Annotated in this window: 28 protein-coding genes; 12 read left to right on the top strand and 16 right to left on the bottom strand. The window is 67.3% G+C overall.

The genetic code is table 11. The features are described from left to right. Position 1 precedes the first annotated feature (1 nt). From trpS to hslV, 5 genes are all read right to left on the bottom strand, one after another. Positions 2–1,051: a tryptophan--tRNA ligase gene (gene trpS, locus P2T65_RS07085; protein ID WP_055459521.1), complete on the bottom strand. Its 1,050-nt coding sequence runs from the start codon at positions 1,049–1,051 to the stop codon at positions 2–4. Between the two features lie 69 nt (positions 1,052–1,120). After that, positions 1,121–2,671 (bottom strand): murein biosynthesis integral membrane protein MurJ, encoded by a 1,551-nt coding sequence (gene murJ / locus P2T65_RS07080; protein ID WP_276199485.1) that lies wholly within the window; start codon positions 2,669–2,671, stop codon positions 1,121–1,123. Between the two features lie 39 nt (positions 2,672–2,710). Further along, positions 2,711–4,018: an ATP-dependent protease ATPase subunit HslU gene (gene hslU, locus P2T65_RS07075; RefSeq protein ID WP_276199484.1), complete on the bottom strand. Its 1,308-nt coding sequence runs from the start codon at positions 4,016–4,018 to the stop codon at positions 2,711–2,713. Then, positions 4,015–4,527 (bottom strand): GNAT family N-acetyltransferase, encoded by a 513-nt coding sequence (locus P2T65_RS07070; protein ID WP_276199483.1) that lies wholly within the window; start codon positions 4,525–4,527, stop codon positions 4,015–4,017. The genes hslU and P2T65_RS07070 overlap by 4 nt, the downstream gene beginning before the upstream one ends. 3 nt (positions 4,528–4,530) lie before the next feature. Further along, entirely contained in the window at positions 4,531–5,097 is a 567-nt protein-coding gene (gene hslV, locus P2T65_RS07065; RefSeq protein ID WP_063186922.1) for an ATP-dependent protease subunit HslV, read from the bottom strand. A gap of 224 nt (positions 5,098–5,321) precedes the next feature. On the opposite strand from hslV, the gene hisB reads away from it, so the two are divergent. Genes hisB through coaA form a run of 7 tightly spaced genes read left to right on the top strand, consistent with a single transcriptional unit; the run spans position 5,322 to position 9,932 of the window. Then, a complete protein-coding gene (gene hisB, locus P2T65_RS07060) occupies positions 5,322–5,909 on the top strand; it encodes an imidazoleglycerol-phosphate dehydratase HisB (protein ID WP_055459518.1) in 588 nt (195 codons plus the stop codon). Positions 5,910–5,917: 8 nt separating this feature from the next. Further along, positions 5,918–6,412, top strand: coding sequence for a DUF2628 domain-containing protein (locus P2T65_RS07055; RefSeq protein ID WP_055459517.1), 495 nt, complete (start codon positions 5,918–5,920; stop codon positions 6,410–6,412). Next, positions 6,409–7,071, top strand: coding sequence for an imidazole glycerol phosphate synthase subunit HisH (hisH, locus tag P2T65_RS07050; RefSeq protein ID WP_276199482.1), 663 nt, complete (start codon positions 6,409–6,411; stop codon positions 7,069–7,071). Before P2T65_RS07055 ends, hisH begins: the two co-directional genes overlap by 4 nt. After that, positions 7,059–7,808, top strand: a complete 750-nt coding sequence (gene hisA, locus P2T65_RS07045) for a 1-(5-phosphoribosyl)-5-[(5-phosphoribosylamino)methylideneamino]imidazole-4-carboxamide isomerase (RefSeq protein WP_276199481.1) — start codon at positions 7,059–7,061, stop codon at positions 7,806–7,808. Before hisH ends, hisA begins: the two co-directional genes overlap by 13 nt. Beyond that, the gene (hisF, locus tag P2T65_RS07040) at positions 7,808–8,572 is read left to right on the top strand and encodes an imidazole glycerol phosphate synthase subunit HisF (RefSeq protein ID WP_276199480.1); all 765 of its coding nucleotides are present in this window, start codon (positions 7,808–7,810) and stop codon (positions 8,570–8,572) included. The genes hisA and hisF overlap by 1 nt, the downstream gene beginning before the upstream one ends. 14 nt (positions 8,573–8,586) lie before the next feature. After that, on the top strand, positions 8,587–8,925 hold the full coding sequence (locus P2T65_RS07035) for a phosphoribosyl-ATP diphosphatase (RefSeq protein ID WP_071923069.1): 339 nt from the start codon (positions 8,587–8,589) through the stop codon (positions 8,923–8,925). A gap of 32 nt (positions 8,926–8,957) precedes the next feature. Beyond that, positions 8,958–9,932, top strand: a complete 975-nt coding sequence (coaA, locus tag P2T65_RS07030) for a type I pantothenate kinase (RefSeq protein ID WP_055459646.1) — start codon at positions 8,958–8,960, stop codon at positions 9,930–9,932. Between the two features lie 120 nt (positions 9,933–10,052). On the opposite strand, the gene P2T65_RS07025 is transcribed toward coaA, so the two are convergent. From P2T65_RS07025 to P2T65_RS07005, 5 genes are all read right to left on the bottom strand, one after another. After that, positions 10,053–11,057: an adenosine kinase gene (locus tag P2T65_RS07025; protein ID WP_055459513.1), complete on the bottom strand. Its 1,005-nt coding sequence runs from the start codon at positions 11,055–11,057 to the stop codon at positions 10,053–10,055. Between the two features lie 59 nt (positions 11,058–11,116). Beyond that, positions 11,117–11,497: a helix-turn-helix transcriptional regulator gene (locus tag P2T65_RS07020; protein ID WP_055459512.1), complete on the bottom strand. Its 381-nt coding sequence runs from the start codon at positions 11,495–11,497 to the stop codon at positions 11,117–11,119. Continuing rightward, complete coding sequence (locus tag P2T65_RS07015) at positions 11,494–12,084, bottom strand: Smr/MutS family protein (RefSeq protein WP_055459511.1); 591 nt, start codon at positions 12,082–12,084, stop codon at positions 11,494–11,496. Before P2T65_RS07015 ends, P2T65_RS07020 begins: the two co-directional genes overlap by 4 nt. Continuing rightward, a complete protein-coding gene (locus P2T65_RS07010) occupies positions 12,081–13,205 on the bottom strand; it encodes an MltA domain-containing protein (RefSeq protein ID WP_276199479.1) in 1,125 nt (374 codons plus the stop codon). The genes P2T65_RS07015 and P2T65_RS07010 overlap by 4 nt, the downstream gene beginning before the upstream one ends. Positions 13,206–13,348: 143 nt before the next feature. Continuing rightward, positions 13,349–14,065, bottom strand: coding sequence for a Tim44/TimA family putative adaptor protein (locus P2T65_RS07005; RefSeq protein ID WP_276199478.1), 717 nt, complete (start codon positions 14,063–14,065; stop codon positions 13,349–13,351). Between the two features lie 341 nt (positions 14,066–14,406). Here P2T65_RS07005 and secB point away from each other — a divergent pair, with 341 nt between their 5' ends. Next, positions 14,407–14,892 carry a protein-export chaperone SecB gene (gene secB / locus P2T65_RS07000; protein WP_055459509.1) on the top strand — a complete coding sequence of 162 codons (486 nt, stop codon included), beginning with the start codon at positions 14,407–14,409 and terminating at the stop codon, positions 14,890–14,892. Between the two features lie 50 nt (positions 14,893–14,942). Here secB and dnaQ read toward each other — a convergent pair whose 3' ends face one another. Genes dnaQ through P2T65_RS06975 form a run of 5 tightly spaced genes read right to left on the bottom strand, consistent with a single transcriptional unit; the run spans position 14,943 to position 18,629 of the window. Continuing rightward, positions 14,943–15,668 carry a DNA polymerase III subunit epsilon gene (gene dnaQ, locus P2T65_RS06995; protein WP_055459508.1) on the bottom strand — a complete coding sequence of 242 codons (726 nt, stop codon included), beginning with the start codon at positions 15,666–15,668 and terminating at the stop codon, positions 14,943–14,945. Next, positions 15,662–16,297 carry a dephospho-CoA kinase gene (gene coaE / locus P2T65_RS06990; protein ID WP_276199477.1) on the bottom strand — a complete coding sequence of 212 codons (636 nt, stop codon included), beginning with the start codon at positions 16,295–16,297 and terminating at the stop codon, positions 15,662–15,664. Before coaE ends, dnaQ begins: the two co-directional genes overlap by 7 nt. Next, complete coding sequence (locus P2T65_RS06985) at positions 16,282–17,139, bottom strand: shikimate dehydrogenase (protein ID WP_055459507.1); 858 nt, start codon at positions 17,137–17,139, stop codon at positions 16,282–16,284. The genes coaE and P2T65_RS06985 overlap by 16 nt, the downstream gene beginning before the upstream one ends. Continuing rightward, positions 17,136–17,780: a Maf family protein gene (locus P2T65_RS06980; RefSeq protein WP_276199476.1), complete on the bottom strand. Its 645-nt coding sequence runs from the start codon at positions 17,778–17,780 to the stop codon at positions 17,136–17,138. Before P2T65_RS06980 ends, P2T65_RS06985 begins: the two co-directional genes overlap by 4 nt. 18 nt (positions 17,781–17,798) lie before the next feature. Next, a complete protein-coding gene (locus P2T65_RS06975; protein ID WP_055459505.1) occupies positions 17,799–18,629 on the bottom strand; it encodes a pyruvate, water dikinase regulatory protein in 831 nt (276 codons plus the stop codon). 468 nt (positions 18,630–19,097) lie between these two features. Here P2T65_RS06975 and hemE point away from each other — a divergent pair, with 468 nt between their 5' ends. The 3 genes from hemE to rho all read left to right on the top strand — a co-directional run bounded on the left by hemE (position 19,098) and on the right by rho (position 22,064). After that, on the top strand, positions 19,098–20,114 hold the full coding sequence (gene hemE / locus P2T65_RS06970) for a uroporphyrinogen decarboxylase (RefSeq protein ID WP_096335215.1): 1,017 nt from the start codon (positions 19,098–19,100) through the stop codon (positions 20,112–20,114). 40 nt (positions 20,115–20,154) lie between these two features. Beyond that, positions 20,155–20,583, top strand: coding sequence for a protoporphyrinogen oxidase HemJ (gene hemJ, locus P2T65_RS06965; RefSeq protein WP_071923060.1), 429 nt, complete (start codon positions 20,155–20,157; stop codon positions 20,581–20,583). Positions 20,584–20,798: 215 nt separating this feature from the next. Further along, the gene (gene rho, locus P2T65_RS06960; RefSeq protein ID WP_055459502.1) at positions 20,799–22,064 is read left to right on the top strand and encodes a transcription termination factor Rho; all 1,266 of its coding nucleotides are present in this window, start codon (positions 20,799–20,801) and stop codon (positions 22,062–22,064) included. Between the two features lie 34 nt (positions 22,065–22,098). On the opposite strand, the gene P2T65_RS06955 is transcribed toward rho, so the two are convergent. Beyond that, entirely contained in the window at positions 22,099–24,111 is a 2,013-nt protein-coding gene (locus P2T65_RS06955) for a thioredoxin domain-containing protein (protein WP_276199475.1), read from the bottom strand. A 131-nt stretch (positions 24,112–24,242) separates the two neighbouring features. Here P2T65_RS06955 and mnmE point away from each other — a divergent pair, with 131 nt between their 5' ends. Further along, positions 24,243–25,580, top strand: a complete 1,338-nt coding sequence (gene mnmE / locus P2T65_RS06950; protein ID WP_276199474.1) for a tRNA uridine-5-carboxymethylaminomethyl(34) synthesis GTPase MnmE — start codon at positions 24,243–24,245, stop codon at positions 25,578–25,580. Positions 25,581–25,589: the final 9 nt, after the last annotated feature.

Below are 25,589 nucleotides of genomic sequence, written 5' to 3'. Positions count from 1 at the left end.
ATCAACTGTTACGCGCGGAACGAATGAAGCCGACGATGTCATAGACGGCATCAAGCGTCTCGCGCGCGATGACGCGCGCCCGCTCCGCCCCCTTGCCGAGCACAGCGTCGATATGGCCGGGATCGGCGACCAGGCGCTTCATCTCGGCGCCGATGGGCCCCATCTTCTCCACGGCAAGGTCGACCAGCGCGCCCTTGAAGGAGGAGAACTGGGCGCCTCCGAACTCGCGCAGCACCTGCGATTTCTCCACACCCTTGAGGGCGGCGAAGATGCCGACGAGATTCGCCGCCTCGGGCCGGCTCTGGAGCCCGGCCTCCTCGCTCGGCAGCGGTTCCGGATCGGTCTTGGCCTTGCGGATTTTCTGGGCGATGGCGTCGGCATCGTCGGTCAGGTTGATGCGCGAATAGTCGGAGGGGTCCGACTTCGACATCTTCTTGGAACCGTCGCGCAGCGACATGATACGCATTGCCGGCCCCTGGATCAGCGGCTCGGTGAGCGGGAAGAAGGCGTCGCCGTGGCCGTTCTCGGCGATGGCCGCGGCATAATCGTTGTTGAACTTCTGAGCGACGTCGCGCGTCAGCTCGAGATGCTGTTTCTGGTCCTCGCCGACAGGCACGTGCGTGGCCCGATAGGCGAGGATGTCGGCAGCCATCAGGGTCGGATAGGCATAGAGCCCGACGGAGGCATTCTCGCGGTCCTTGCCGGCCTTCTCCTTGAACTGCGTCATGCGGTTCAGCCAGCCGATGCGGGCGATGCAGTTGAAGATCCAGGCGAGTTCGGCGTGCTCGGCCACCTGGCTCTGGTTGAACACGATGTGCCGCTCGGCATCGATGCCCGCCGCGAGGAAGGCCGCCGTCACCTCGCGGATCTGCCGGCGCAGTTCCTTCGGATCCTGCGGCACGGTGATGGCGTGCATGTCCACGACGCAATAGATGCAGTCGTATCTTTCCTGCAGCGGCACGAAGCGCGAGATGGCGCCGAGATAATTGCCGAGATGGAGATTGCCCGTCGGCTGTACCCCGGAAAACACCCGTTCCTTGAAAACCGCCATTGCCTGCTCCCCTGACACGAGGCGCGGCCTTATCGCAATGCCGGGCGCTTCGCGCAAGATGCGGCGCGCTCAATGGCGCAGGAGCCGGCGCGGGTCGACCCGCAGGGCGAGGCACAGGGCGCCGTAGATCGCGAGGCCGGCGAGGCAGATGGCGGCGAGGAGGGCAAGGCTAAGGATTCCATTGCCCGTCGGCGTCAGGTTGTCGGCACCCGATGCGGCGAGGCCGGCCACCGCCGCGGCCATGACGGCACTCGCCAGCACGAGGCGCAAGATGCGGCCGGCATCGAGCACCGCCGCGGCCCGCCGTACGGCAGGGGAGAGAAGGAGCAGGGCCGCATTCACCGCAAGCCCGGCGGACATCGCGAGCGCGACGCCGGTGGCGCCGGGCAGGCCTTTCAGGGCCACGCCTGCCAGAAGGGTGGCGGCGATGCCGCCGAGCGTCGCCATGACCGGCACGCGCATGTCGCCCTCGGCAAAGGCCGCCTGCATGAAGACGCGCGCCAGTGCCGCCGCCGGCAGGCCGACGGCGAGCGCCCGCAAGGCATCGGCGGTCATGGTCGCATCATGCGCGGAGAACGCGCCACGAACGAACAGCACCACCGCCATCGGCTCGGCGAGCACGAGGAAGGCGGCGGCAGCCGGCAGGGACAGGGCGAGCGCCGCCTCGCCGGCACGGGCGGCCATGGCACGGCGCGCATCTGCACCGGCCGCCCGGGCGGCGATCTCGGGCAGGACGACCATGCCGGCCGCGAGCGACACGAAGGAGAGCGGCAGCTGGAACAGCCGCTCGGCATAGTAGAACCAGGACACGGCCGAGGGTATGGCCGAGGCGAGCTGCGTCGCCGCCACGGCCATGAGCTGCGGCGCGGCATTGGCCACGAGGGCCGGGCCGCTCAGGGCGAAGAGCCGCCGCATGTCGGGGCTCCAGCGCGGCCGGGCAAGACCCGGCCATACCCCGCGACAGGCCCCCATCACGGCGACGAGCTGCAGAAGCCCCGAGAGGCCGACGCCGAGCGCAAGCCAGGTCGCCGCCCGCGCCTCGTCGAGCGCAAGACCGGACAGGACGGCCAGCAAGACGAGGAGCACGACATTGGCCGCGAGCGCGATCGCGGCGACGGCGGCAAAGCGCCGCTCAGCCGACAGGAGCGCCGTCAGCAGCGCCGCGATGAGCGAAAAGCCGATGAAGGGGGCGGCCAGCCGCAAGTAGGACGCGGCGAGCGGCAGGCGCTCGTCCCCGCCGGCATAGCCCGCCGCCAGCGTCAGGACGACGAGCGGGGCGAAAAGCGCGACGAGTGCAACGAGCACGAGGCCGAGAAGGGCCGTCGCGACGATCGATTCGGCCGCGAAACGTCTGCCGGCCGCTGGCCCCCGCTCCGCGCCGATGCGCAGGAGGAGGGGCACGAAGGCGCCGTTCAGCCCGCCGTCGGCGAGGACGCGGCGCACGAGATTGGGCAGGCGGAAGGCAACGAGGAAGGCATCGGCCACCGGGCCGGCGCCGATGACGGCGGCGATGGCGACGTCGCGAACGAAGCCGAGGATGCGCGAGCCGGCCGCGCCGAGCCCGACGAGAAGCCCCGCGCGGGGCAGCGGGGAGGCCGTTTCGGCCGCGGGCGCGCTCACCGCCGCTGCCCGCGACAAATCGATTCGGCGCCGGACCGATCAGAGGATGAAGCGGCTGAGGTCGGCATTCTGGGCGAGTTCCCCGACCTCGCGACGCACATAATCGCCGTCGATCGTCACCGTCTCGCCGCCGCGATCGGGCGCCGTGAACGAGATGTCGTCGAGCACGCGCTCGATGACGGTCTGCAGCCTGCGGGCGCCGATGTTCTCCACGGTCCGGTTCACTTCGACCGCGATATGGGCGAGCGCGTCGATGGCGTCATCGGTAAAGGCGAGCGTCACGCCCTCCGTCGCCATCATGGCGACCGCCTGCTTGACGAGACTCGCCTCCGTCTCCGTCAGGATGCGGCGGAAGTCGGCCTCGTCGAGCGAGGACAGTTCGACGCGGATGGGCAGGCGGCCCTGCAGTTCGGGCAGGAGGTCCGACGGCTTCGCCACATGGAAGGCGCCGGAGGCGATGAAGAGGATATGATCGGTCTTCACCGCCCCGTGCTTGGTCGAGACCGTCGTGCCTTCGATGAGCGGCAGGAGGTCGCGCTGCACGCCCTCGCGCGAGACGTCCGCCCCGCCGCGGCCCTCACGGGCGCAGATCTTGTCGATCTCGTCGAGGAAGACGATGCCGTTGTTCTCGACCTCGCGGATCGCCTCCTGCACGATCTGGTCCTGGTCGATGAGCTTGTCGCTCTCCTCCGCCACGAGCGGCTCGTAGGCGTCGCGCACGCTCAAGCGCCGCGGCTTGGTGCGGGTGCCGAAGCCCTTGCCGAAGATGTCACCCAGCGAGATGGCGCCGACAGAGGCGCCAGGCATGCCGGGCAGTTCGAACATGGGCAAACCGGCGCCCTGCGTCTGCAGCTCGATCTCGACCTCCTTGTCGTCGAGCTCACCCGCCCTGAGCTTGCGACGGAAAGAATCGCGCGTCGCCTGGCTGGCGGTGGCGCCGACGAGCGCATCGAGCACCCGCTCCTCGGCGGCGAGCTGGGCCTTCGCCTCCACGTCCTTGCGCCGCGCCTCCTTGACGAGGGAGATGCCAACCTCGAGGAGGTCGCGCACGATCTGCTCGACGTCACGGCCGACATAGCCGACCTCGGTGAACTTCGTCGCCTCCACCTTGAGGAACGGCGCATTTGCGAGCCGCGCGAGCCGGCGGGAGATCTCCGTCTTGCCGCAGCCGGTCGGGCCGATCATGAGGATGTTCTTGGGCAGGACCTCCTCGCGCAGCGGCCCCTCGAGCTGCTGGCGCCGCCAGCGATTGCGCAGCGCGATGGCGACGGCGCGCTTGGCCTCCTTCTGCCCGACGATGTAGCGGTCGAGCTCGGAAACGATCTCGCGGGGGGAGAAGTTGGTCATTGCTGTCCTCGTTGCGCCGCACCGTCGCGCGCCATGAGAAGCACGCGGCCGAAGGGCGTATCTCTTTCCTCGAGCGGCCGGAAGCCGGCCTTTTCATAGGCCCGGATAGCCCGGGCGTTCGTTGGATTCGGATCCGTCACGATCCGTGGCACGCCTTTGCTCTCCAGCATCTCGCAGAAGCGGCGGATGAAGGCCGTGCCGTGGCCTAGGCCGACCATGTCGGCCTCGCCGATGAACTGGTCGATGCCGCGCGCGCCCGGCGGCTGGTCGGCATAGGGGTGCCCTGGCTCGGCATGCACCACGTAGCTCTGCAGGAAACCGATTGGCCGCCCGGCATGGGCGACGATGAAGGCCTCCATGGCCGGGTCGGCCAGATCGGACCGGATGCCCGCCACCTCGCTCTCGACCTCGCCCCACCAGGCCGCGACATGCGGCGTCGCGATCCAGCGTCCGAGGAGGCCGAGATCCGCCTCCGTCACCGGCTCAAAGGAATAGGGGGACGCGGCCATGCCTCAGGCGTTCTCCAGGGTCTCGATGACGAGGTTGCCGTTGGTGTAGACGCAGATGTCCGCGGCGATGGCGAGCGAGCGGCGCACGATCTCCTCGGCATCGTGGGTGCTGTCGGCAAGCGCTCGCGCCGCCGCGAGCGCATAATTGCCGCCGGAGCCGATGGCCATGATGGAGGTGCCGTGGATCGCCTCCGGCTCCAGCACGTCGCCGGTGCCCGACAGGAGGAGGCCGATGTTCTGGTCGGCCACCAGCATCATCGCCTCGAGGCGGCGCAGGTAGCGGTCGGTGCGCCAGTCCTTGGCGAGTTCGACGCAGGCGCGCATCAGCTGACCGGGGAACTGGTCGAGCTTGGCCTCCAGCCGCTCGAACAGCGTGAAGGCGTCCGCCGTCGCGCCGGCGAAGCCGCCGATGACCGCGCCCTTGGCGAGGCGGCGCACCTTGCGGGCGTTGCCCTTGATCACCGTCTGGCCGAGGCTCACCTGGCCGTCGCCGCCGATCACGGTGCGCCCGTCCTTGCGGACCATGAGGATGGTCGTCGCGTGAAACTGCCCGTCCGCCGCTGTCTGCATCAAGTTCACCATTCCCTCGCGCCGGTATCCGACGTGCCGGCGACCGGTCGATCATCCCGCAACATCGCCTTCATGTAGGCGTTTTTCGCCCGTCGGCCAACGCCGCCCGCAACAGAAGGGCCGGGTGACGGGCGGGCGCGACGAAGCGCAGGGTGGCGCCGGGCGGCGTCGCTTGCTAGAAGGCGCGTGCGCCGCGACAGCGGCTCTGACGGAGATGAGAACCCATGCGCACCGCCAGCGTGTCACGCCGCACGAGCGAGACGGACGTTTCGGTGAAGCTCGCCCTCGACGGCGCGGGCAAGGCCGAGATCGCGACCGGGGTCGGCTTTCTCGACCACATGCTCGATCTCCTGGCCCGCCATGCGCTCTTCGACCTCACCGTCTCCGTCACCGGCGACACGCATATCGACGACCACCACACGGTGGAGGACAGCGCCATTGCGTTGGGCCAGGCCTTCGTGCAGGCCCTCGGCGACAAGCGCGGCATCGCGCGCTATGCCGACGTCCACCTGCCCATGGACGAGACGCTGACGCGCGTCGCGCTCGACATCTCGGGCCGGCCCTTTCTCGTCTTCCGCACGGCCTTTGCCCGCGACAAGATCGGCACCTTCGACACGGAGCTGGTGCGCGAGTGGTTCCAGGCTTTCGCCATGAATGCGGGCATCACATTGCACGTCGAGACGCTCTACGGCGACAACCAGCACCATATTGCGGAGAGCTGCTTCAAGGGCCTCGCCCGCGCGCTGCGCCGCGCCGTGGCTCTCGATCCGCGCGAGGAGGGCCGCGTACCCTCGACCAAGGGATCCCTGTAGAGGACGCCATGGCGGTCTATACCCTGCACCTGCCGGCGGGCGCGCAACCGGGCGATGCCCGCGCGCTCGACGAGGCCGTCATCGTCAAGGACGGCATCGCCTGGTGGGCGCTGATCTTCCCGCTCGTCTGGTTCCTCTGGAACCGTCTGTGGCTCGGCGCGCTCGCGGCCCTCGGGGCGTCCGTGCTCGTGGCCGCCGCCGGGCGGGTCTTCAACCTGTCGCAGGGGGTGACGACGCTGCTCGGCATCCTCCTTGCCGTGCTCCTCGCGCTCGAGGCCAATGCCTTCCGGCGCCGGGCGCTGGAACGACGCGGCCTCGCCGCCGTCGACGCGGTCGTCGCCGACGATCTCGAAAGCGCCGAGGTGCGCGCCTTCGCCCGCTGGCTGTCACGGGAAGCGCCGGCGCCGGCCCCGCGCGGCCCCATCGCCGCGCCCGCCATGCCGGCCCCGGCGCGCGAGGCGCCGGTCATCGGCCTCTTCCCTGAAACGGAGCGCCGGCCATGAGCGCAGCGCCGACCATCGCCATCATCGACTACGGCTCCGGCAACCTGCATTCGGCGCACAAGGCCTTCGAGCGCGCGGCCCGCGAGGCCGGCAGCGACGCGCGCGTGAGCGTCACCAGCGACCCCGACGCGGTGCGCCGGGCCGAGCGCATCGTGCTGCCCGGCGTCGGCGCCTTCGCCGACTGCCGCCGCGGGCTCAATGCGGTGCCGGGCATGGTCGAGGCGCTCGAAGAGACGGTGCGCGGCCGCGGCCGGCCCTTCCTCGGCATCTGCGTCGGCATGCAGCTTCTCGCCACACGCGGCCTCGAATACGAGACGACGGCGGGCCTCGACTGGATCGGCGGCGATGTCGCGGCCATCGCGCCGGCCGACACCGCGCTCAAGATCCCGCACATGGGCTGGAACACGCTCGACGTGCGGCGCGCCCATCCGCTCCTCGCCGGAATCCCGACGGGGGCGGACGGCTGGCACGCCTATTTCGTGCATTCCTACGCGCTCACGCCGGCGGATGCCGACGATCTCGTCGCAGTGACCGACTACGGCGGGCCGGTGACGGCGGCCGTCGCCAGCGACAATATCGCCGGCACGCAGTTTCACCCGGAGAAGAGCCAGAAGCTCGGTCTCGCCCTCATCAAGAACTTCATCGGTTGGCGCCCGTGATCCTGTTTCCCGCTATCGATCTCAAGGAAGGCCGGTGCGTGCGCCTCGTCCAGGGCGACATGGACAAGGCCACCGTGTTCAACGACGACCCCGCCGACCAGGCGGCGCGCTTCGCGGAGCAGGGCTTCGAATGGCTGCACGTGGTCGACCTCGAGGGGGCCTTCGCCGGCCGGCCGATGAACGCCGCCGCGGTCGACGCCATCCTCGCCCGCATCGCGCTGCCGGTGCAGCTCGGCGGCGGCATCCGTGACCTGCGCACCGTTGAGGGCTGGCTCGAGAAGGGCGTCCGCCGCGTCATCATCGGCACGGCGGCGGTGCGCGATCCCGATTTCGTGCGCGAGGCGGCGCGGCGCCATCCGGGCGGCGTCGCCGTCGGGATCGATGCCCGTGACGGGCGCGTCGCCGTCGAGGGCTGGGCCCAGACCTCGGAGATGACGGCGGAGGACCTCGGCCGCCGCTTCGAGGACGCGGGCGTCACCGCCATCATCTATACCGACATCGCCCGCGACGGCATCCTCACGGGCCTCAACATCGAGGCGACGCTGCGCCTCGCCGAGGCGGTGTCGATCCCCGTGATCGCGTCGGGCGGGCTCGCCTCGATCGAGGACGTGCGCCGGCTGCTGCAGCCCGACTGCCAGAAGATCGCCGGCGCCATCAGCGGCCGGGCGCTCTACGACGGGCGCCTCGACCCGGCGGAGGCCATGGCGCTCATCCGCGCCAGCCGCAGGGCCGCCTGATGCTCAAGATCCGCGTCATCCCCTGCCTCGACGTCAAGGACGGCCGCGTCGTCAAGGGCGTGAAGTTCCTCGACCTGCGCGATGCCGGCGATCCCGTCGAATGCGCCATCGCCTATGACGCGGCCGGCGCGGACGAACTGTGCTTTCTCGACATCACCGCGAGCCACGAGGATCGCGGCATCCTGCTCGACGTCGTGCAGCGCACGGCGGAGGCCTGCTTCATGCCGCTCACCGTCGGCGGCGGCGTGCGCACGGTGGACGATATCCGGGCACTCCTGCTCGCCGGTGCCGACAAGGTGTCGATCAACACGGCGGCGGTGAAGAATCGCGATTTCGTGAAGGAAGCGGCCGAGAAGTTCGGCGACCAGTGCATCGTCGTGGCCATCGACGCCAAGGCCGTCGGGCCGGGCCGGTGGGAGATCTTCACCCACGGCGGCCGCAATGCGACAGGCATCGAGGCCATCGCCTTTGCGCGCGAGGTGGTCTCGCTCGGGGCCGGCGAGTTGCTCGTCACCTCCATGGACAAGGACGGCACGCGCTCCGGCTATGACCTTGCGCTGATGCGCGCCATTGCCGATGCCGTCTCCGTCCCCGTCATCGCCTCGGGCGGCGTCGGCACGCTCGACGACCTCGTGGCCGGCGTGCGCGAGGGCCATGCGAGCGCGGTGCTCGCGGCCTCGATCTTCCATTTCGGCCAGCACAGCGTCGGCGAGGCCAAGCGCCACATGGCTGCGGCCGGCCTGCCCATGCGCCTCGACACCTGAGCCGGAGGCCAGCCATGAGCGGCACTTTCTCGAGCGGCACTTTTTCTCTCGACGACCTCGCACGGATCGTGGCCGAGCGCGCCAAGGCGAGCCCGGATGAATCCTATACCGCCAGGCTCGTCGCGGACGGCCAAGGGCGGGCGGCCAAGAAGTTCGGCGAAGAGGCCGTCGAGGCGGTGATCGCCGCCGTCGCGGGCGACAAAAAGCAGCTCGTCGCCGAGGCGGCCGACGTGCTCTATCATCTGATGGTCGTACTTCATGCCGGCGGCGTGCCGTTGCAGGATGTCATGCAGGAGCTGGCACGCCGCACCGCACAATCGGGCCTTGCGGAGAAGGCGTCCCGGCAGAAGTAGGAACGGCCGGCCCCGCCGGACGGGAGACGCATATGGACAAGCCCGTGCCTGGCCTCGTGCCGCTGGAAGACAACATCTCGCCCTACCGCACCTTCTCGCGCGAGGAATGGGCGAAGCTGCGCGCCGACACGCCGCTGACGCTCACCGCCGAGGAGGTAGTGCGCCTGCAGTCGCTGAACGATCCGATCTCGCTCGCCGAAGTCGCCGCCATCTATCTGCCGCTGTCGCGCCTGCTCTCGCTCTATGTAGCTGCAACGCAAGGGCTTTTCCGGGCGACCCAGCGCTTCCTCCTCGCCGAGGAGGACGGCAAGGTGCCCTATATCATCGGCATCGCCGGCTCGGTGGCCGCGGGCAAGTCGACGACGGCACGCGTGCTGAAGGCACTGCTCGCCCGCTGGCCGAACACGCCGAAGGTCGACCTCGTGACGACGGACGGCTTCCTCTTGCCGAATGCCGAGCTCACGCGCCTCAACCTCATGGAGCGCAAGGGCTTTCCCGAGAGCTACGACACGCAGGCGCTGCTGCATTTTCTGGCCGACATCAAGGCCGGCAAGCGCAACGTCTCCGCCCCAGTCTATTCGCACCTCGTCTATGACGTCGTGCCCGGCGAGACGGTGACGGTCGACCGGCCGGACATCCTCATCGTCGAGGGCCTCAACGTGCTGCAGCCGGCTCGCATGCCGCGCGACGGCAAGGCCATTCCCTTCGTGTCCGACTATTTCGACTTCTCGATCTATGTCGATGCGGAGGAGGCGCTGCTGCACAGCTGGTACGTGCGGCGCTTCATGCGCCTGCGCGAGACGGCCTTCCGCGACCCGAAGTCCTATTTCCGCAAATATGCCGACGTGACCGAGGAAGAGGCGCTCGCCACCGCCGAGCGGCTCTGGTCGCGCATCAACCTCGTCAACCTGCGCGAGAACATCGTGCCGACGCGCCAGCGTTCCAGCCTCATCCTGCGCAAGGGCGAGGACCATCGCATCGAGGAAGTGGCGCTGCGACGGCTGTGAGCGCCGGGCAAATGACTGCCGGCCGACGGTGTTTCACGTGAATCATGCCGGCACGCTTCTGGTCAAAAGGCATAGATGCCCGCGTCGAATGCGGGCATCAAGGCCGGATTCGGCTGGCCTTCACTCCACCGGCAAGCCGTTGTCGATCGCCATGTCCCTGAGACTCCTCTGCGGGCGGGCGCCGAGGTGCTGGATGACCTCGGCCGCAGCGAGGGCGCCGAGGCGGGCACAGGTGCGGTGGTCGTAGTGGCGGGCGAGGCCGAACAGGAAGCCCGCGGCGAAGAGATCGCCCGCGCCGGTGGTATCGACGAGCCGGTCGATGGGGAAGGCCGGCACCGACGCCGTCTCCTCCCGCTCGACGACGAGGCAGCCCTTTTCCGAGCGGGTGACGACGCCGAGCGCGCCCTCGCGGCGGAAGGCGGCGACGGCCGTGTCGAAATCTGCCGTCTGATAGAGGCTCTTCAATTCGTGCTCGTTTGCGAAGACGATGTCGACCTTGCCATCGCGCACCAGCGCCAGGAACTCGTCCCGGTAGCGGTCGACGCAGAAAGAATCGGACAGGGTGATGGCGACGCGGCCACCGGCGCCGTGGGCAATGTCGGCCGCCTTGACGAAGGCCTCCTTGGCCGCCGGCGGATCCCAGAGATAGCCTTCCAGATAGACGATGCCGGAGGCTTCCACCGTATCGCGGTCGATATCGGCCGGGGTGAGGTTCTGGCAGGCGCCGAGATAGGTGTTCATGGTGCGCTCGCCGTCCGGCGTCACCAGGATCATGCTGCGCGCCGTCGCCGGGCCGTTGGCCGCGGGCGCCGTCGGGAAGTGGATGCCGAGCGCGCGGATGTCGTGCGTGAAGCGCCCGCCGAGCTCGTCCGTCTTCACCTTGCCGATGAAGGCGCCGTGCCCCCCGAAGGAGGCGAGCCCCGCCACCGTGTTCGCCGCGCAGCCACCCGAGATCACCACGGCCGGGCCCATGGCCTCGTACAGGGCTTGCGCCCGCGCCTCGTCGATCAGGATCATCGCGCCCTTGTGCACGCTCTGGCTGACGAGAAAGGCCTCGTCAGTATGGGCGATGATGTCGACGATGGCGTTGCCGATGCCGAGCACGTCGTAGCGATGATGGAACATGGGAGCCTTTCGGGAAGAACCGGGAACCGGCTCCGCTTTGCCCGCTCCTCCGCGGGCGGTCAAGCGGCAGGGCCGGACCTGCGCTTGCGGGCCGCATCGAGAATGGCATCGAGGGAGGCGATCTCCTCCTCGCTCAACTGGGCGATCTCGCCGGCGAGGCGGTTGGCGAAGGCGGTCGCCTGCGGCGACAGGCCGGCGGTGTCGATGACCGAGCGCGGCGCCGAGAGTTCGGCGAGCCGCTGCAATTCGTCCGCCTCGTCCCAGATCACGTTGAAATACTGGATGATGGCCTGCAGCAGCGGCCAACTCGGCCGGCCCCGCTTGCCGTGCTCGAGCGCCGAGAGATAGGCGCTGGAGACGCCGAGCGCATCGGCCATGTCCTTCAACGTCAGCCCGCGCTCGGCCCGCATCGCCCGCACACGCTCGCCGAAGGGCGTCACAGCGTGCCTCCCGCGCTCTTGCGGCGGCGCAGGCGCACGTAGAGGGCGCCGGCGCCCCCATGAGTGCGGCCGGCCTCCTCGAAGCCGAGCACGACGACGCGCAGATCGGGCAGCGACAGCCATTGCGGCACCAGGCGCCGCAGCACGCCGCGCTCGCCGCCGAAAAGATCGGCGGAATGAGCCTCGGTACCGCCCTTGCCGGTGACGACGATGACGAGCTGGCTGCCGCGCGCCTGTTCCCGCAGCAAAAAAGCCCGCAGGGCGGCGTGCGCCTCGCTCTGGCGCAGGCCGTGCAGGTCGATCTTGGCATCGACGGCGCGCGTGCCGCGGTTGAGCGCTTGGCGCAGGCGCCGCTCCAGCGGCGCAAGCGGCAGGGTTTTCGTCTTGAGGCCACGGCCCGTCGTTCCGGTGTCGGCGGTGCGCAGGGCCATCGTCGCCGTCGCCGCCTCCTCGGGCGGTGCAGGTGGCGGCTTCGGCGCCTCCGGCGGCGGCAGGGCGCGGCCGGGCAGGGGCTTCACGTCCCTCAGAACATGGCGCCACAGGGTCAACTCGGCCTCGTCCAGCTCGCGCCGGCGCCGACGGCTCATGGCTTGCGCTCCCGGCCGGCGGGCAGGCTTCCCTTCGGCAGCAGCACGACGAAGGCGGAGGGCGCGTGGCGAACGATGCCGGAAGCTTCGCCGGCCGCGGGCCCGCTGCCGAAGAAGATGTCGGCCCGGGCCGGGCCGCGGATGGCGGTGCCGGTGTCCTGGGCGATGAAGAGACGGCGCAGCGGACGCAGGGCCTCGCTGCCGGGCTCGGGCAATTCCGCCTCCACCCAGACGGGCAGGCCGTAGGGCCAGAGCGTGCGGTCGACGGCGAGGCTGCGGCCGGGAATGAGCTGCGTCATGCCGGCGCCGAGCGGCCCCTCGGCCGGATCAAGCTCGTCCGCCCGGCGGAAGAAGATGTAGGACCGGTTCTCGCGCATCAGACGCCGGCCGGCCTCGGGATTGGCCCTAAGCCAGGCGATGAGGGCCGGCGCCGTCATCTGTTCAGGCGGAATACCGGTCTCGGCGACGACGAGCTTGCCGAGCGACGCATAGGGATGACCGTTGCGGCCGGCATAGGCGACGCGCACGACGTCTTCTGCGCCCGGCCCGATGCGCACCCGCGCCGATCCCTGGACATGGACGAAGAAGGCATCGATCCAGTCGAGATAGACGAGCGGGCGCGCCTGCGCCCCGAGCGCCCCGTCCTCGATGGCGGCACGGTCATGGTAGGGAGCGAGCCCGTCCGGCGTCTGGCGTGCGGCCGCGAATCCGGCGAGATGGGCAGGGACGTCACGGTCGCCAAGAGGCACGAGATCGTCCGGCAGGGCAAGCAGCGGCGTCGTGAATCGGGCCGATGGTTTCAGCGAACCTTGTACCTCCGGCTCGAAATAGCCGGTGAGAAAACCGTCCCCGGCCTGCGGCACGACACGGTAGGGCACGAAATGGGCCTCGAAGAAGGCTCGCGCCTCGACATCACCAGCCTCAGGCGGCAGGCGCCGGGCCGCGGCGCAGGCCGGTACGAGGCCATCGGCCGGAAAGCCGGTGGCGCGCCGGGCGGCGGCGGTATCGACCATGACGGCGCAGGAGCGACGGAAGGCGGCGAGCGCCATTGCCTGAGCGTTGCTGCGCCAGCCGGTCAGGTCTGCGTAGCTGCGCTCGACAAGGCGCGCGCCAGCGAACACGTTCGGCTCGGCGGCAGCGTCGCACGCCGATGCTGCAAGTGCCGCAAGGATCGGGAGCGATCGCCGGACGATAACGCAAGCGATCCGGGAAGCCACGCGCCTCCCGGACGGAGGAAAACCATTCGCTGCCTGTCGCCCGGGGCTCATTGCCCGGATTCGGTCGCCACGAGCAGCCAGTTGGGGTCGCGTGCCCCGAGGGTGCGCGAAAAGGTCCAGACATCCACCACGTCGGCCACGGTTTCCGGATCGCCGTCGATGACCTTGCCGTCCTTGTCGCGCGTCGCCGTGATCAGCTTGGACAGGAAGCGCACCGTGATCTGGGCGGCCTTGCCACGCACCTCCACCTGCTCAACCTTGGCGTCATCGATCGAGACGAAGGTGGTCTCCACCTTCTCGCCGCGTGCCTCGCGATCGGTGATGGCCTTCTCGAAGCCCTCGAAGACGTCCCGCGACAGCAGGCCCTTGAGCGCCTTGCGGTCGCCGGCGGCGAAGCTGGTCACGATCATCTCATAGGCAAGGCGCGCGCCTTCCAGGAAACTGCGGGCGTCGAACTGCGGCTCGACGGCGGCGATGGCATCGAAGCCGCGCGCGGTGGGCGAGCCCGGCTCTGCCACACCGGCCCAGCGGTCCGGCCGCGCCTGGGCGCCGACCTCGGCCATCGCCCCCCGATCGTTGGCGGCGCCCGGAAGGCGCACGACATTGTCCTCACCCGGCTGCTTCGCCTGCTCACGGCGTGCGAAGGGATCCTGCGGCGGTCTTTCGTTGCCGGTGCGCTGACCGAGGACGGAGCGCAGCCGCCAGATGACGAACACGGCCAGGGCGAGAAAGACGATCGTCGTGATGTCGAAGGTGTCCTGCATGGCCTCTCTGTCGTCTCAAGCCCGGGGGCAGCCCCGTTGTCTGCCCGTCTGTCCAGCGTTGGCGCGGAAATGATAACCACCTTCGCATATGGGGGCGAGCGCTCGTAACATCCACCCCGCGTGCGGACAAGTCCGCGGTCGCCCGCGCGAGTTGCCTTGTTTGCCAAATGCTTCCGTGGTAGCCCGCACGGGCTCAACAAAACGGTCGTCCTGACGCAGAGTGCGAGCATTCCGGTTCTTTTCCGCCGGGGTCGTCCCTTCGGGCGGTCCACGGAGGGCCCGGCTACTGTGAACCGATCACGACCCCGAGACAATCATCATTCCTCCCGGAGGAGTTCGACATGACCGACAACCCGACCAACGGCGCAGCGAACGCCGATACGACGCCATCGCTGAACGCCCTTGCCCAGTTCATCAAGGACCTGTCCTTCGAGAACCCGAACGCCCCGCGCTCCCTCGCCCCGCAGCAGCAGAGCCCCGAGATCTCGATCCAGGTCAATGTCGGCGCCAATCAGCTCTCCGACACCGATTTCGAGGTCACGCTCGCCCTCGAGGGCAAGGCGCAGATCGGCCAGGACGTGCTCTTCGCCTTTGAGCTCTCCTACGGCGGCGTCTTCCGCGTGCGCAACATCCCAAAGGATCAGCTGCATCCGGTCGTCATGATCGAATGCCCGCGGCTGCTCTTCCCGTTCGCCCGGCAGATCGTGGCCGATGCGGTGCGCAACGGCGGCTTCCCGCCCCTGTTCATCGATCCGATCGACTTCACCGCGCTCTACCGCCAGAAGCTCGGCGAGCTGCAGGCAGCACAGCAGCAGACCGTGTCGTGACGACCGGCGGCGGCGCGCTCCTCACGCGGCGCGCCGTTCACACGATCTTGCTATTCGGCGCCGGGGCTGATGTATTCGCGCCACAGGGCGCTTTCCCCGAGTTCGGCGATGAAGGCCGTATGAGCCGACCGCTCTGCTTGCGTGATCGAGGGGGGCAGGGCGATGGGCCGCTGAAGCGCTTCATGCGGGCGCCGGGTGGCGGACCGCGTGGACACGGCTAGAGTCGTGACCGTTTCCGTCACGCCGAAGCCAAGGTCGGCCTGCTTGCCCCCGATCAGCTCGATATAGACCTCCGCCAGAATCTCCGCATCGAGCAGCGCGCCGTGCTTGGTGCGGCGTGAATTGTCGATGCCGTAGCGGGCGCACAGAGCGTCGAGGCTGTTGGAAGCGCCGGGATGCTTGCGGCGCGCCATGGACAGCGTATCGATGACGTCCTCCGGAACCACACGCGGAAGACCCACGCGACCGAATTCCATGTCAATGAAGCCGACGTCGAAGGCGGCGTTGTGGATGACGAGCTTCGCATCCGCGATGAAGGCGTGGAACTCCCTCGCGATCGATTCGAAGGTCGGCTTGTCGGCCAGGAACTCGTCCGACAGCCCATGCACCTCGAAGGCACCGCGCGAGACCGGTCGCTGCGGGTTGATGTAAACGTGGTAGTGACGTCCGGTCGGGATGTGGTTGAGAAGCTCGACGCAGCCGATCTCGACGATGCGATCCCCCTTGAGAGCGTCGACTCCGGTCGTTTCCGTATCGAGGACGATCTCCCTCAGCATGCCGTTCCTTCCTGCGATAACGCGCCGCCGGGACGCCCGGCGAGCGCCCTTACGATAGATGCTACCTGAGCCTCTGCTGCAGCGAGGCCGCGGCTGGTATCCACGAGAAAATGCGCCCGCCGGCGCTTTTCGGCGTCCGGCATCTGTTTCACGTGAATCATCGCGAAGCGCTCTTCCGTCATGCCGGGTCGGGCCATGACACGCGCCTTCTGGATATCCGGATCAGCCGTGACCACGAGTACGGCATCGCAGCGTCCGTCGCCGCCCGTCTCGAAGAGGAGGGGGATGTCGAGCACGGCGAGCGATGCCCCGGTCCGCCGGCAGGAGGCGAGAAACCGCTCCTCCTCGCGCCGCACCAGCGGATGCACGATGGCTTCCAGCCGACGCAGCGCTTCCGGCTTGCCAAGCACCGCCGCGCCGAGCTTCTGACGGTCGACACCTTCGTCGCCGGTTGTGCCCGGAAAGGCCGCCTCGATGAGACCGGCAGCCTCGCCACGATAGAGCCGGTGCACGGCAGCATCGGCATCATGCACCGGCACGCCCTGCCGGCGGAACATGGCAGCCGTCGTCGATTTGCCCATGCCGATCGATCCGGTCAGTCCGAGAACGAAGGTCACACTTTCGCCCACTCGATATCCCGTACCAGGATCGCCCGTAGGTCTTCCGTCACGCTGGGCATCCTGCCGAACCAGTGCGCAAAACCCGGCACCGCCTGATGCAGCAGCATGCCGAGACCATCAACCGTTGCAAGGCCACGAGCCCGTGCCGCCGACAGAAGGCCTGTCGTCAGCGGTATATACACGATGTCGTGCACGACGGCCGTGTCCGGCAACGGCGCAAGATCGATGACGAGCGGCGGTTGGCCGGCCATGCCGAGGGAGGTCGTGTTGACCAGGAGGTTCGTCTCGGACAGGGCTCGATCGAGCCCTTCCCAGCCACAGGACGTCACCGCGGGACCGAAGGCCGCCTCAAGGGCGAGGCTGCGCTCCCTGCTACGGTTGACGAGATGGATGGTCGAAAAGCCGCGCGCGAGAAGCCCATAGACGACGGCGCGGGCGGCACCGCCCGCGCCAAGCACGGTGGCTGTTCCGCCCCGCCTGTCCCAGCCCGGCGCCCGCTCATCGAGATTGGCGAGGAAACCGGCCACGTCCGTATTGTCGGCATGGAGCAAGCCGTTCTCGAACCAGAGCGTGTTGGCAGCGCCCATGGCCCGCGCCGTCTCGCTGGCAACTTCGGCAAGGCCGAGCACTGCTTCTTTGTGCGGCACCGTGACGTTGGCGCCGACATAGCCACGCTCCCGCAGCGAGGCGATGAAACGAGCAAGATTTTCCGGCCTCACGTCCTCGCGGGTATAGTCGCCCGGAAGGTCCAACTCCTTCAACCAGAAACCGTGCACCATCGGCGATCGCGAATGCGCGACCGGGTGGCCGATGATGCAGGCCTTGGGGACGGGACGGGCGGGATCGGTCATCGGGCAAGAACTCCCATCGTGCGCAGCCCCTCGAGAAGGGGCAGCAGCGGCAGGCCGAGAATGGTGAAATGATCGCCGTCTATGCGCTCGAAGAGATGGATGCCGAGCCCTTCGAGCTGATAGCCGCCGACGCTGCCGAGCGCACCGGACCCGGCGAGCGCCACATAAAGCCGGATGAAGGCGTCCGACAACGGCCGCATGGTGAGTCGCGCCTCGGCCAGCGTCGAAAAGACGATCTCGCCGTCGCGGGCGATGGCGCAGGCGCTGCAGAGACGATGGGTGGTGCCGGCGAGACGGACGATCTGGGAGGCGGCATCGTCCGCGTCGCGCGGCTTGGACAGACGCGAACCGTCGTCTAGAGCAAGCGTCTGATCAGCGCCAAGCACGAGGCGGCCGCGTCGCCGCCGGCTGACCTCGAGAGCCTTTTCACGGGCGAGGAGCACCGCCGTCTCCGACGCAGCGGCATCAGCCGTCAGCTTCTCGGCTTCGATCGCCCGTTCGTCGACCGATGGCGCTTCGATCTCGAGCGCGAGCCCGGCCGCGACGAGCAGATCGCGCCGGGTTGGGCTCGTCGAGGCAAGGACGAGCGGATAGGCATCGAGCCATAAACCTGTTGTGTCGCCCTGCGCTCTGCGTTGCATGTCGCTGTCCCGGCAGGCTCAGATCGCGATGAATTTCATGCGATGGGCCTTGTAGAGATCGATGATGGCGGCGGCCGTTTCCTCGATCGACCGGCGCGTCACGTCGATCATGGGCCATTGGCTGCGGGCGAAGAGACGTCGCGACTGGGCGATCTCTTCGGCGACGCTGTCGCGATCGACATAGGGCGAGGCCTCATCGGCATTGAGGCTGAGCAGGCGATTCTGGCGGATCTGGACGATGCGCTCGGGACTCGCGACGAGGCCGACGATCAGCGGCTTCTTCGCGTTCTGCAGACTTTCAGGCAGCGGAATGCCCGGCACCAAGGGAATGTTGGCGGTCTTGATGCCGCGGTTGGCGAGGTAGATCGACGTCGGCGTCTTCGACGTGCGGCTGACGCCGACGAGCACGACGTCGGCATCCTCGAGGTTGTCAGCCATCTGCCCGTCGTCATGGAGCAGCGTATAGTTCATGGCATCAATACGCTTGAAATATTCGCTGTTAAGCACGTGCTGGGCGCCGGGCCGGGACGCCTGGGCGGCGCCCAGATAGGATTGGAACAGGTTGAGGACCGGCGAGAGCACCGACAGGCACGGGCAGGCGGCCGCGGCGCAAGCCGCTTCCAGCCGCTCGGCGAACTCCGCCTCGACCATCGTGTAGAGGACGACACCGGGCGCGGAGTCGATCTCCTCGATGACCCGCTCGAGCTGGGCACGCGAGCGGATGAGCGGATAGATGTGCTCGATCGCCGAGACTCCTTCATATTGCGCAGCCGCTGCGCGTGCGACAGCGATCAGCGTCTCGCCGGTGGCGTCCGAGACCAGGTGGAGATGAAAGAAGTTGCGACCCAAGGCACGAGCTCCGGCAGGGCAGCGGGGGCGCATCAGATGCAGATGCCCGTCAACGGATCCGTCGACCGATCCTGGGGGCCGGGAGTCGAGGAATGTGGACAAGCACCCTTCGGTGCGCCAACTGCCGTTGGCACTCTGGCGCTTGTCGCTGGCGCGATCAACAGGCCTGCAGCTGTGGGAGGATCGAACGCACGTGATCCCGCCTTTGGGGACGGACGTGAGCGACGCTGATCGCCCGTGCGTTAACGGATCTGAAAGGTTAATAAACCGTTAAGCTTGCCGCCGACGCCGGCGAGTCGACCGTCCCCGTGCGACCATCGGCAGCGGACGGGAAGGCTGGGGATGGATTGTGGATCCAGGTGAGGCACGCTAATCCGCTGCCCAACAGGAAAAACAGTAAAGATTCCTTTCAATCATTCTTTCTTTCTCTCTGAAGGGTGCACAGTGGAGCCTGCGACGACGAAGCCCCTGCTTCTCAGCGTGATCGACGGCAAGACGAGCGAGCGTCCGCCGGTCTGGCTCATGCGACAGGCAGGCCGCTATCTGCCGGAATACCGGGAGGTGCGCGCCAGGGCCGGCACCTTCCTCGACCTATGCTACAATCCGGATCTTGCCACCGAAGTGACGCTGCAGCCGATTCGGCGCTTCGGCTTCGATGCGGCCATTCTCTTCAGCGACATTCTCGTCATTCCCCACGCGCTCGGGCAGGACGTCACCTTCGCCGAAGGAGAAGGTCCGCGCTTGCGGCCGGTTAACGACAAGGAAGGGCTCGAGGCGCTTGCACCATCCTTCGATGTCGACCGGCTGGCACCCGTTTTGGAAACGGTCAGGCGGGTGCGCACAGCACTGCCGTCCGAGACGGCGCTTCTCGGCTTTTGCGGAGCACCCTGGACGGTCGCGAGTTACATGATTGCCGGCAAGAGCACGCCCGACCAGGCACCGGCACGCCTCCTCGCCTATCAGGACGACGTTTTCTTCGCGGCGCTTGTCGACCGCCTCGTCGATGCCTCCGTCACCTATCTCGTGGCACAGCTCGATGCCGGCGCCGATGCCGTGCAGATCTTCGAGAGCTTCGCCGGGGCCCTGCCGCCGGCACTGTTTGACCGTTGGTCACTGGGGCCGATCAGCCGCATTGCCGAGGGCGTTCGCGCGGCACGTCCGCAGGCGCGCATCCTCGTCTTTCCCCGCGGTGCGGCACAGCGGCTCGAGATGCTGGCGCAGTCGGGCATCGCCGATGTCATCGGCCTCGACTGGTCGGTCGATCCGGACTGGGCGCAGGAGCATGTCCAGGCGCATGTCTGCGTGCAGGGCAATCTCGATCCGCTGTCCCTCGTTGCCGGCGGCAGCCAGCTCGATGCAGCTGTCGATCGAATCGTCGCAACCTTCGCGGGCCGGCCTCACATCTTCAATCTCGGGCACGGCATCCTCCCGGAGACGCCCGTTGCCCATGTCGAGCAGATGCTGCGCCGTGTCAGGGGCGTTTGAGACAGGATAAAGCCGGGAGCGGAAGAGCGGGGTTTGGACAATGGCGCTTTACGAATGGATCAAGGCATTGCACATCCTCGCAGTCATTTCGTGGATGGCAGGCATGCTCTATCTGCCGCGGCTATTCGTCTATCATACGGCTGCCACGCCCGGCTCGGAGATGTCGGAAACCTTCAAGGTCATGGAGCGCAGGCTGCTCAAGGCGATCATCAATCCGGCGATGATCGTGACCTGGATCGCCGGCCTCTATCTTGCCTATGAAGGCGGCTGGTTCAGGTCCGGCTGGTTTCACGGCAAGTTCACGCTCGTCATCCTCCTATCGGCCGTGCACGGGGTCCTGGTGCGGCGATTCAAGGACTTTGCGGTGGATCGCAACACGCGTTCCAGCCGCTACTACCGCATCCTCAACGAGACGCCGGCGGTGCTGATGATCGGCATCGTCCTTCTCGTCGTGCTGAAGCCCTTCTGATCCTTTCGATTGGAGGGGGCTTGAGCGGCGCGGGAAAAGGCGCTATTGCATGGTGCCTTCCCAACCATCAGGCTGGCGTCGCTGCAGCTTGTCTGCAACAGCTGCGCGATCCCGAGAGGTGGCCCCCGCTGTGGATGTGCCGCCCGAGCCTGAACTTCCCACCTGTCTTGTCTGCCTTTTCCGGCAATCATAACCATCAAAACAGAGAGTCCCCGATGCGGGAGATCAAACTTCAGTATCTGAAGTCGAAGTCGCCGACCGAATTGCTGGCCTTTGCCGAAGAGCTCGAGGTCGAGAACGCGAGCACGATGCGCAAGCAGGAGCTCATGTTCGCCATCCTGAAGCAGCTGGCGGTGAGCGATACGGAGATCATCGGCGAGGGTGTCGTCGAAGTGCTGCAGGATGGCTTCGGCTTCCTGCGTTCATCCGATTCCAATTACTTGCCTGGACCGGACGATATCTACGTCTCGCCGTCGCAGATTCGCCGCTTCGGCCTGCGCACGGGCGACACTGTCGAGGGTCCCATCCGCAGCCCCAAGGAGGGCGAGCGGTATTTCGCCCTGCTGAAGGTCAATACCATCAATTTCGAGGATCCGGAGAAGATCCGGCACAAGGTTCACTTCGACAACCTGACGCCGCTCTATCCGGACGAGCGCCTGAAGCTCGAGATCGAGGATCCGACGCGCAAGGACTTCTCCTCGCGGATCATCGACATCGTCTCGCCCATCGGCAAGGGCCAGCGCGGCCTCATCGTGGCACCGCCGCGCACCGGCAAGACGGTACTTCTGCAGAATATCGCGAAGTCCATCACCACAAACCATCCCGAGTGCTATCTCATCGTTCTCCTCATCGATGAACGGCCGGAGGAAGTGACTGACATGCAGCGCTCGGTGAAGGGCGAAGTCATCTCCTCGACCTTCGACGAGCCGGCGGCCCGCCACGTGCAGGTCGCGGAAATGGTGATCGAGAAGGCCAAGCGCCTCGTCGAGCACGGGCGCGACGTCGTCATCCTGCTCGATTCGATCACCCGTCTCGGCCGCGCCTACAACACCGTCGTCCCGTCCTCGGGCAAGGTGCTGACCGGTGGTGTCGACGCCAATGCCCTGCAGCGGCCGAAGCGCTTCTTCGGCGCAGCGCGAAACATCGAGGAGGGCGGCTCCCTCACCATCATCGCCACGGCGCTGATCGATACCGGCAGCCGCATGGACGAGGTGATCTTCGAGGAGTTCAAGGGCACCGGGAATTCGGAGATCATTCTCGACCGCAAGGTCTCCGACAAGCGCGTCTTCCCGGCCATCGACATCACCCGCTCCGGCACCCGCAAGGAGGAGCTGCTGGTGCCGTCGGACGTGCTCAAGAAGATGTATGTCCTGCGCCGCATCCTCAATCCGATGGGCACCGTCGATGCCATCGAGTTCCTGCTCGACAAGTTGCGCCAGACCAAGACCAACGCTGATTTCTTCGAATCGATGAATACCTGACGCTCCAGGAACGACGTTTGTACAAGGGGCGGGTTCAGACCCGCCCCTTTTTATCTCCGCGCAGGTCCTGCAGCATTTCCGTCAACCGATTCGGATCCGTGACGGGCAGCGAGCACGTGCCGCCGGAGCAGACAAAGGCTGCGGAGCGGCCGGCAGTGGGTGAAACGCCCGCGGCCATACCGGGGTAACTTGCCGCATCACTCCCGGAGAGATCCACGACCGTTCGATTCGGATACGGAACATCCCGTGCGGCCGTGAGAAGGTCGTCAGCACCAGTTCCGACCACTGCGATGGCGGCTCCCGACAGCCGGAAGTCGAGCGCGTTGAGGGCGGTGGCGTGGGCGAGGGGTGCCCTTGCCGCATGTGCCAGAAGTTGATCGAGGAAGCGGTCGGCCTTGAGCTCATCTGCAGGTTCACCGGAGAGTGCGGCGAGCCGCAGCAGGTTTTCGGCATGCATGCCGTTGGCATTGGGCACGGCGTCGTCGTGCGTCGGTTTGGGGCGCAGAATGATGTCGTCCGCTTCGCTGTCCGACATGGCAAGGATGCCGTCATCGGTGAGGTAGTGCCGTTCGACGAGTTCGGTCCAGGCCTGCGCATCATCCCTGTAGCCGATCTTCCCGGTTGCCTCGTACAAGGCGAGAGCGGCGCGGACCATGGCCGCGTGGTCGCTGGCCATGCCCGGAAAAAGCAGGCGTCCATCCCGCCAGGAGTGGCCGAACCGTCCATCCCGCCGCATCGATTCGGCAATGAAACGGTAGGCACCTTCCGCCGGGGCCAGCCATTGCGGCCGGTGCAGGAGGAGGGCGGCGCGGGCGAGGGCGGCGATCATCAGGCCGTTCCAGTCGGCCAGGATCTTGTCGTCCCGTCCTGGCGGCGTGCGTGCGGCTCGCCGCCTGAGCAGTCTGTCTCGCAGGCCGGCGAGCTGCCTTTCCTCGTCCGCTGTCGCGGGTATGCCGCTGAGACGGTTGAGGATGACCTTGCCCTCCCAGTTGCCGCCTGCCGAGACGTCGTAGTGCCGGGAAAAGAGGGGCGTGTCCCGGCCGAGGACGGCCTCGATCTCCTCGGCGGACCATACGTAGAAGCGTCCCTCCTCCCCGTTCGAATCGGCATCGAGGCTGGCGGCGAACCCGCCGCCAGGCAGTGTCATCTCTCGCGTAAGCCAATCGACGATACCTGCGGCTGCTCCCGCAAACAACGGATCGCCGGTGTCCCGCGCCGCGAGAGCATAGAGTTCCAGCAGCTGGGCATTGTCGTAGAGCATCTTTTCGAAATGTGGCACCAGCCATCGCTCATCCACGGCGTAACGGGCGAATCCGCCACCCAGGTGATCGTGGATGCCGCCGCGCGCCATGCGCTCCAACGTCAGGATGAAAGCTCTTCGGTCCTCCTCGCGGCCGGTGCGTGCCGCATGGCGCCACACTAGCTCGAGCAGGGGCGGATTGGGGAATTTTGGCGCTCCGGGCAAGCCGCCATTTACGGGGTCGATGGCGCGGGCGAGTTTCTCCGCGAGTTGCTCCAGCGTCTCGTGGCCGAAGACCGGTCCCGTCTCGGGCTCCGCCCCAAGCGCTGCGGCGATGGCGCGGCGGTTGTGCTCGACACGCGCCGGCTCCTCGGCCACGAGACGGGCAATCTCGCGCAGAACCGTGACGAAAGCAGGCCGGCCGAAGCGGCTCTGCTTGGGGAAATAAGTGCCGCCCCAGAAGGGCTCGCCGTGGGGCGTGAGGAACATGGTCAGCGGCCAGCCTCCTTGCTCGCCGAGCGCATGCAGGGCCGACATGTAGATGAAGTCGATGTCGGGCCGTTCCTCGCGATCGACCTTGATGTTGACGAACAATTCGTTCATGACCTCGGCCGTGGCGGGGTCCTCGAAGCTCTCGTGGGCCATGACATGACACCAGTGGCAGGCGGCGTATCCGACCGAAAGAAGGATCGGCTTGTTCTCGCTGCGGGCTTGGGCGAGCGCCTCTTCACCCCAGGGCCACCAGTTTACGGGGTTTTCCCTGTGCTGCAGAAGATAGGGACTGGTCTCGTTGGCGAGGCGGTTCATGGATCGTCCTCCTTGTCCCAGCCGCCGAACAGGGGCGCCGGAGATCCTGCATCGGGAAAGCCACGCTGGCAGTATAGCCTCAAGTCAGTCGGCATACGCGCCGGCCCGCAATTCGATTCGATATCGTAACGATGCAGATCAGCCGAAACGACACGATCTTTGCCTTGGCGAGCGGTGCGGGGCGGGCGGGCATTGCCGTGGTGCGCCTTTCCGGTCCGGCGTGTCGATTCGTTCTCGAATTGATGGCCGGCCACGTGCCGAGACCGCGGCGGCTGGAGCTCTGCCGGTTGCGTCATCCTCTCTCGCGAGACCTGCTTGACGAGGCGCTGGTGGCCTTCTTTCCATCCCCGAACAGCTTCACTGGAGAAGACGTTGCCGAACTGCACGTACATGGCGGTCGGGCTGTCATCGGCGCGGTGATCGCGGGCCTGGGAGAAATATCGGGTTGCAGGCTCGCCGGTCCGGGAGAGTTCAGCCGTCGCGCGCTGCTCAACGGCAAGATGGATCTGAGTGCCATCGAGGGCCTCGGCGATCTCATCGATGCCGAAACGGAGATGCAACGCCGACAGGCGATGCGGCAGATGCGGGGCGAATTGCGCGACGCCGTGGAGCGGTGGCGGACGACCCTCATTGAGGCATCGGCCTTCGTCGAGGCGGAACTCGATTTCGCCGATGAGACCGATGTGCCGGACGGCTTGCGCGAGCGTGCCATGGCATTGCTCGTTTCGGTGGCGGATGAGCTGCGGCGGGAGATTGCGCGTGCCCGCAGTGGCGAGCGGATCCGGAGCGGCCTGACCGTGGTCATCGCGGGTCCGCCGAATGCCGGCAAGTCGACGCTCCTGAACGCGCTGGCGCAGCGCGACGTCGCCATCGTCTCGGACATACCAGGTACAACCAGAGACAGTATCGAGGTGCACTGGGACCTCGCCGGCATACCGGTCACCTTGGTCGACACCGCCGGCCTGCGTGAGAGCCGCGATCCGATCGAGCAGGAGGGCGTGCGGCGTGCCCGCGACCGGGCGCGAAACGCCGACGTCATCCTGTCGCTCCGCGCATTCGATTCGCAGACGGAACATCTTCAGGATGCTCCTGGTGCCGTGATCATTCCGATCCGGACCAAGATCGATCTGGCTACGGGCCGGGGCGTTGGCAGTGACGCGTCGCTCGATGAGCTTGAGCTTTCGGCCGCGACCGGCGAAGGTGTCGAGGCGCTCGTTGCGCGCCTTGAAACCATGGCCAAGAATGTCGTCGCGGACGGTGGTCTGGTGACCCGTGCGAGGCATCGGGAGGCCTTTGCAGGTGCGCTTGCGACGCTGGAGCGGGCGATCTCCGCCGGCCCCGGCCATCCCGGCGAGCTCTTTGCAGAAGACATTCGCCTGGCGATGCGCTATCTCGGGCGTGTCACCGGCAGGGTCGATGTCGAGGATGTTCTCGACCGTCTTTTCGCTGGCTTCTGTATCGGAAAATGAGCCTGTGTT

It is taken from the genome of Chelatococcus sp. XZ-Ab1 (assembly GCF_029309855.1).
Lineage (GTDB): Bacteria > Pseudomonadota > Alphaproteobacteria > Rhizobiales > Beijerinckiaceae > Chelatococcus_A > Chelatococcus_A sambhunathii.
Note: the sequence above shows the minus strand (reverse complement) of the source record. Positions and strands in the feature narration are given on the sequence as shown.

What these genes read in the sequence shown, in the direction of transcription:
- trpS (WP_055459521.1), bottom strand. Translation starts at nt 1,051, where the DNA reads ATGGCGGTTTTCAAGGAACGGGTGTTTTCCGGGGTACAGCCGACGGGC.
- hslU (WP_276199484.1), bottom strand. Translation starts at nt 4,018, where the DNA reads ATGACCAACTTCTCCCCCCGCGAGATCGTTTCCGAGCTCGACCGCTAC.
- P2T65_RS07070 (WP_276199483.1), bottom strand. Translation starts at nt 4,527, where the DNA reads ATGGCCGCGTCCCCCTATTCCTTTGAGCCGGTGACGGAGGCGGATCTC.
- hslV (WP_063186922.1), bottom strand. Translation starts at nt 5,097, where the DNA reads ATGCAGACAGCGGCGGACGGGCAGTTTCACGCGACGACCATCCTCATG.
- hisB (WP_055459518.1), top strand. Translation starts at nt 5,322, where the DNA reads ATGCGCACCGCCAGCGTGTCACGCCGCACGAGCGAGACGGACGTTTCG.
- P2T65_RS07055 (WP_055459517.1), top strand. Translation starts at nt 5,918, where the DNA reads ATGGCGGTCTATACCCTGCACCTGCCGGCGGGCGCGCAACCGGGCGAT.
- hisH (WP_276199482.1), top strand. Translation starts at nt 6,409, where the DNA reads ATGAGCGCAGCGCCGACCATCGCCATCATCGACTACGGCTCCGGCAAC.
- hisF (WP_276199480.1), top strand. Translation starts at nt 7,808, where the DNA reads ATGCTCAAGATCCGCGTCATCCCCTGCCTCGACGTCAAGGACGGCCGC.
- P2T65_RS07035 (WP_071923069.1), top strand. Translation starts at nt 8,587, where the DNA reads ATGAGCGGCACTTTCTCGAGCGGCACTTTTTCTCTCGACGACCTCGCA.
- coaA (WP_055459646.1), top strand. Translation starts at nt 8,958, where the DNA reads ATGGACAAGCCCGTGCCTGGCCTCGTGCCGCTGGAAGACAACATCTCG.
- P2T65_RS07025 (WP_055459513.1), bottom strand. Translation starts at nt 11,057, where the DNA reads ATGTTCCATCATCGCTACGACGTGCTCGGCATCGGCAACGCCATCGTC.
- P2T65_RS07015 (WP_055459511.1), bottom strand. Translation starts at nt 12,084, where the DNA reads ATGAGCCGTCGGCGCCGGCGCGAGCTGGACGAGGCCGAGTTGACCCTG.
- P2T65_RS07005 (WP_276199478.1), bottom strand. Translation starts at nt 14,065, where the DNA reads ATGCAGGACACCTTCGACATCACGACGATCGTCTTTCTCGCCCTGGCC.
- secB (WP_055459509.1), top strand. Translation starts at nt 14,407, where the DNA reads ATGACCGACAACCCGACCAACGGCGCAGCGAACGCCGATACGACGCCA.
- dnaQ (WP_055459508.1), bottom strand. Translation starts at nt 15,668, where the DNA reads ATGCTGAGGGAGATCGTCCTCGATACGGAAACGACCGGAGTCGACGCT.
- P2T65_RS06985 (WP_055459507.1), bottom strand. Translation starts at nt 17,139, where the DNA reads ATGACCGATCCCGCCCGTCCCGTCCCCAAGGCCTGCATCATCGGCCAC.
- P2T65_RS06980 (WP_276199476.1), bottom strand. Translation starts at nt 17,780, where the DNA reads ATGCAACGCAGAGCGCAGGGCGACACAACAGGTTTATGGCTCGATGCC.
- hemJ (WP_071923060.1), top strand. Translation starts at nt 20,155, where the DNA reads ATGGCGCTTTACGAATGGATCAAGGCATTGCACATCCTCGCAGTCATT.
- rho (WP_055459502.1), top strand. Translation starts at nt 20,799, where the DNA reads ATGCGGGAGATCAAACTTCAGTATCTGAAGTCGAAGTCGCCGACCGAA.
- P2T65_RS06955 (WP_276199475.1), bottom strand. Translation starts at nt 24,111, where the DNA reads ATGAACCGCCTCGCCAACGAGACCAGTCCCTATCTTCTGCAGCACAGG.
- mnmE (WP_276199474.1), top strand. Translation starts at nt 24,243, where the DNA reads ATGCAGATCAGCCGAAACGACACGATCTTTGCCTTGGCGAGCGGTGCG.